Below are 3,975 nucleotides of genomic sequence, written 5' to 3' on the forward strand. Positions count from 1 at the left end.
CCCAGCCGAAGCGGCGCGACGCTGGGATTCACTCCGGTCGCCTATGGCTCCCTCCGCGAATCCCAGCGAGATCCTTTTCAACCCAGGACTCTCACCATCCTTGGTATAGAAGTGGGGAGGACGTCAATCTGACGCTCACTGGTCCACCTAACCCTCCGCTCAACCCGGACCAAGCCGCAAGCGGTCAGGTCCTCAGCCCTTGTCAAGCAATGGCTTTGGCATGGCTCATCAGCTCGGCAGCGCTTGGTCCGGCAACCTTCTTCCGTTGAACCGCAACCCCATCCCCGGAACCACCAGCTCAAAGGAGATTGGCATGATCAACCAGGTCTTTCTCAATCTACCGGTCGCAGATCTCCAGAGGTCGGTCGCCTTCTTCAAGGCGCTCGGCTTCACCCACAACCCACAGTTCAGCGACGACTCTGCGGCGTGCATCGTCGTCAGTGATGCCATCTTTGTCATGTTGGGCACGCATGCCAAGTTCCGTGAGTTCACGCCAAAGGCCATCTGCGATACCAACCAGGCGGTCGAGGTCCTGATTTCTCTCAGCTGTGAGAGCCGCGAAGAGGTTGATGCTCTGGTCGCCAAAGCCCTGGCTGCTGGCGGTTCAACCTACGATCAACCCGAGGATTTCGGGTTCATGTACACGCACAGCTTCGTTGATCCGGATGGTCATGGCTGGGGGCTGCTGCACATGGTTTCCCAGCCGGAACACTAGCCCTTGACGCCACTCAAGCAGGGTGACCGCGCAGCCAGGCCCCTCGCTCAGCTCGGACCCCGCCGGCATGGCCTTCCGGAGGTGTGATGTCAGTCTTCCGCCACTCCCGAGACATCCCAGCCAGCCCGGAAGCCGTCTATGCGGCCATCCAGGATCCGGCGCGCCTGGCCCGCTGGTGGGGCCCGGATGGGTTCACGAACACGTTCCACACCTTCGAGTTCCGACCGGGTGGTTCCTGGCTGTTCACCATGCATGGTCCGGACGGGACCGACTACCCGAACCAGTCCGAGTTCCTGGAGCTCGTGCCCAACGCGCTTGTTCGCCTCAGGCATGTCAACGAGCCGCTCTTCGAGCTGTCGATTGCCCTCGAACCCTCTGCGACCGGGACACTGCTTACCTGGGTCGGGGTGTTCGAGAATCCGGCGTTTTCCGAGAGCATGCGGTCGTTCCTTGAGGGTGCCAACGAGCAGAACCTCAACCGCCTGGTGCTGGAGGTCGGCCGGGGCTGACCGCGTGGGCTCCGATCAGCCCGGACCGCCCCTCAGGCCATGCCACCCAGGTCGGCCGAGAGGATGCCGTTGCAGGCCGGGCAGACGATCACATGGCCACGCCTGGGCAGGGTGGAGATGAAGTTGACCTTCGTCCTGAGGAGGCGCACCACGTGGAGGACCGAGATCACCTGCTTGCAGTGGTGGCAGTTCAGGGGGGTCTCCAGGGCATACTCCGCCAGGTCGAGCGTCGGTTTCGGCACCTCGTGGTCGGTCATGAGCTGGCTCCAGCCGGACATCCATCCAAGTAACCCTATCGGATGGGCCACTGGGTTCTTGCGTTCGGTCCTCAGGGGGATGCATCGCTGGGGCGGGCGGCGGCCTGGCCCGTGGCCCGCAATCCCATCCGGGAGGGGCCCCGACCTGCGCTAGACTGCCCGCCTGGAACCCCCTGGGGTCCCCCTCTCCCGGCCTGCCCAGGCCCCGCCCAAGGAGGTCCTGTGATGCGAGCCCTCTCCCCGGCGATCCTGTCTTGCCTGGTCGCCCTCTCCGGGTGGGCCCAGGCCACCCAACCCGCGGCCACCGCCACCACGGACACCAGCCAGGTGATCGAGGCCATGCGCACGATGTATGGGGCCCTCACGAAGGATGACCTAGCCCAGTTCCGGAGCCTCGCGGCCCCGGACTTCTATGCCTACGACGGGGGCAAGCGGTTCACGGCCGAGGCCCTGGTGGAGCTCATCCGGGAGCTGCACGCCGCGGGCAACGTGTTCGTGTGGCAGGTGACCGAGCCCGAGGTCCGCCTGCACGGGGACCTGGCCTGGATCACCTACGTGAACCGTGGCTCCCTCCGGAACGCCTCGGGCACCAAGCCCCTGACCTGGCTGGAGTCCGCGGTGCTCCGGAAGGTGGACGGACGCTGGCGCATCGCGTTCTTCCACAGCACCCGGGTGCCCTGACCGGCCACCGACCCAGCGCCTGGGCACCCAGGCCCACCCCAACCCCGCAGATCTGGAAGGAGACGCCATGGCGGAGAACAAGACGAAGGCCACTGAAGCCAGCGTGGCGGCGCACCTCGCCGCCATCGCCGACGAGTCCCGGCGCAAGGACTGTGAGCTCCTCGCCCAGCTGCTGGCCAGGGCCACCGGAGAGCAGCCCAAGATGTGGGGGCCCAGCATCGTCGGCTTCGGTAGCTACCACTACAAATACGAGAGCGGCCGCGAGGGCGACTCCTGCCTCGTGGGCTTCGCCGCCCGCAAGGGCGACATCAGCGTGTACGGATTGAACGCCGCGCCCAGCCATGAAGCCCTGCTGCTGAAGCTGGGGAAGCACAAGGCTGGCAAAGGCTGCCTGTACCTGCGAAGCCTCGGGGACGTCGATCTGAAGGTGCTGGAGCAGCTCGTGGCGGAGGCCGTGAAGGCCAAAGCCCGGGCACACTGCTAGGGCCCGCTTCCACATCCCGCGGAACCACGCCATTTTGTCACTGTGGAGGGAATCGGCCTGCGGACCCGAACCCCGCGCCAGGAGGACCCATGAAGCGGCTCCAGTTCAGCACCCTCATCCAGGCCCCCCGCGAGCAGGTCTGGGAGACCATGCTCGGCCCGGTCACCTACCGGATCTGGTCCGCCGCGTTCATGGAGGGTTCTTACTACGAGGGCACCTGGGCCAAAGGCCAGCGCCTGCGGTTCCTGGCCCCCGGCGGCAGCGGCATGGTCTCGGAGATCGCCGAGCTGCGGCCCCACGAGTTCCTTTCGATCCGGCACCTGGGCGAGATCAAGGACGGGGTGGAGGACACGCAGAGCGAGGCCGTCCGCAGCTGGACCCCCTGCTTTGAGAACTACACCTTCGGACAGGTCGGCGTAGCCACGGAGCTGACCGTGGACATGGACATGACGGAGGCCTTCGAGGAGTACATGACGAAGACTTGGCCGAAGGCCCTCTCGCTGCTCAAGGCCCTGAGCGAAGCCCGGGCCGCGAGCCCCCGACCCTGACCCGCGGGCGGCCGCACCAAGGGGCATGCTGGTAGGGTGGAGGTCCTGCCGGACTGGTCCGCACACCCTGAGGAGCGCCCATGAGCCCTGTCAGCGCCCTCGTCCTCATCCAGGCGCTGGACGACCGTCGGCAGGAGCTGCTTGAGTCGCTGGAGGGCCTCAGCCCTGAGGCGCTGCAGGCCCGGCCCGCCGCCGGCGCCTGGTCCATGTTGGAGGTCATCGAGCACCTGGTGGTGGCCGAGCAGGTGATCCTGCAGGGACTGCCCGACCCGGCCTCCCTGGTGGGGCGGCCCCGCAGCCTGCTCCAGCGCTGCACCTACTTCCTGGTGGTGCTCATCCTGCGCTTCGGGATTCCGGTGAAGGTGCCCTCGCGGCGCATGCTGCCCACGGGGACGGTGCCCCTGGCCGAGCTGCGCGACCGCTGGGACGCGACTTTCCGCTGGCTGCGCACCTACGCCGAGGGCCTGCCCCCGGCCGGAGGCGATCCCGCCGTGTTCACGCACCCGGTCTCCGGCCCCATCACGCTCCGGCAGGCCCTGCGCCTGGATGGCCTGCACCTGGAAGGCCACGCCCGGCAGCTCCGCAGGTTGCAGCCGAGGAGGCCCGCATGAGCATCAACGACGGCCTCCTGCTCGTGGTGGTGGGCTTCTTCGCCTGCCTGCTCTACGTCATCCACAAGGACGAGAAGCGCAAGGCGGAGCGGCGGCAGCGGGACCTGCCCCACCCGATCGAGCGGCGGCGCCAGGAGCGGCGCCGGCAGGGCCTCCAGGCCCTCCTGGCC

The 3,975-nt window shown here is 67.2% G+C and carries 7 protein-coding genes; 6 read left to right on the forward strand and 1 reads right to left on the reverse strand.

Annotated elements, in window-relative coordinates; all coding sequences use genetic code 11:
* Positions 1-313 precede the first annotated feature (313 nt).
* Together WAS25_RS14080 and WAS25_RS14085 are read left to right on the forward strand one after the other, a co-directional pair.
* Positions 314-715, forward strand: a complete 402-nt coding sequence (locus tag WAS25_RS14080; RefSeq protein ID WP_422313188.1) for a VOC family protein — start codon at positions 314-316, stop codon at positions 713-715.
* Between the two features lie 86 nt (positions 716-801).
* Entirely contained in the window at positions 802-1,224 is a 423-nt protein-coding gene (locus WAS25_RS14085) for an SRPBCC domain-containing protein (RefSeq protein WP_422313190.1), read from the forward strand.
* Between the two features lie 32 nt (positions 1,225-1,256).
* Here the strand turns inward: WAS25_RS14085 and WAS25_RS14090 are convergent, their stop codons facing one another.
* Entirely contained in the window at positions 1,257-1,502 is a 246-nt protein-coding gene (locus tag WAS25_RS14090; protein ID WP_422313192.1) for a hypothetical protein, read from the reverse strand.
* A 204-nt stretch (positions 1,503-1,706) separates the two neighbouring features.
* Between WAS25_RS14090 and WAS25_RS14095 the strand changes: the two genes are divergently transcribed.
* The 4 genes from WAS25_RS14095 to WAS25_RS14110 all read left to right on the forward strand — a co-directional run bounded on the left by WAS25_RS14095 (position 1,707) and on the right by WAS25_RS14110 (position 3,805).
* Positions 1,707-2,162: a YybH family protein gene (locus WAS25_RS14095; protein WP_422313194.1), complete on the forward strand. Its 456-nt coding sequence runs from the start codon at positions 1,707-1,709 to the stop codon at positions 2,160-2,162.
* Positions 2,163-2,229: 67 nt separating this feature from the next.
* A complete protein-coding gene (locus tag WAS25_RS14100) occupies positions 2,230-2,646 on the forward strand; it encodes a DUF1801 domain-containing protein (protein ID WP_422313196.1) in 417 nt (138 codons plus the stop codon).
* An 89-nt stretch (positions 2,647-2,735) separates the two neighbouring features.
* Complete coding sequence (locus WAS25_RS14105) at positions 2,736-3,194, forward strand: SRPBCC domain-containing protein (protein ID WP_422313198.1); 459 nt, start codon at positions 2,736-2,738, stop codon at positions 3,192-3,194.
* A gap of 80 nt (positions 3,195-3,274) precedes the next feature.
* Complete coding sequence (locus WAS25_RS14110; protein WP_422313200.1) at positions 3,275-3,805, forward strand: DinB family protein; 531 nt, start codon at positions 3,275-3,277, stop codon at positions 3,803-3,805.
* The last annotated feature ends 170 nt before the right edge of the window (positions 3,806-3,975 follow it).

The organism is Geothrix sp. (assembly GCF_049292215.1).
Taxonomy (GTDB): Bacteria; Acidobacteriota; Holophagae; order Holophagales; family Holophagaceae; genus Geothrix.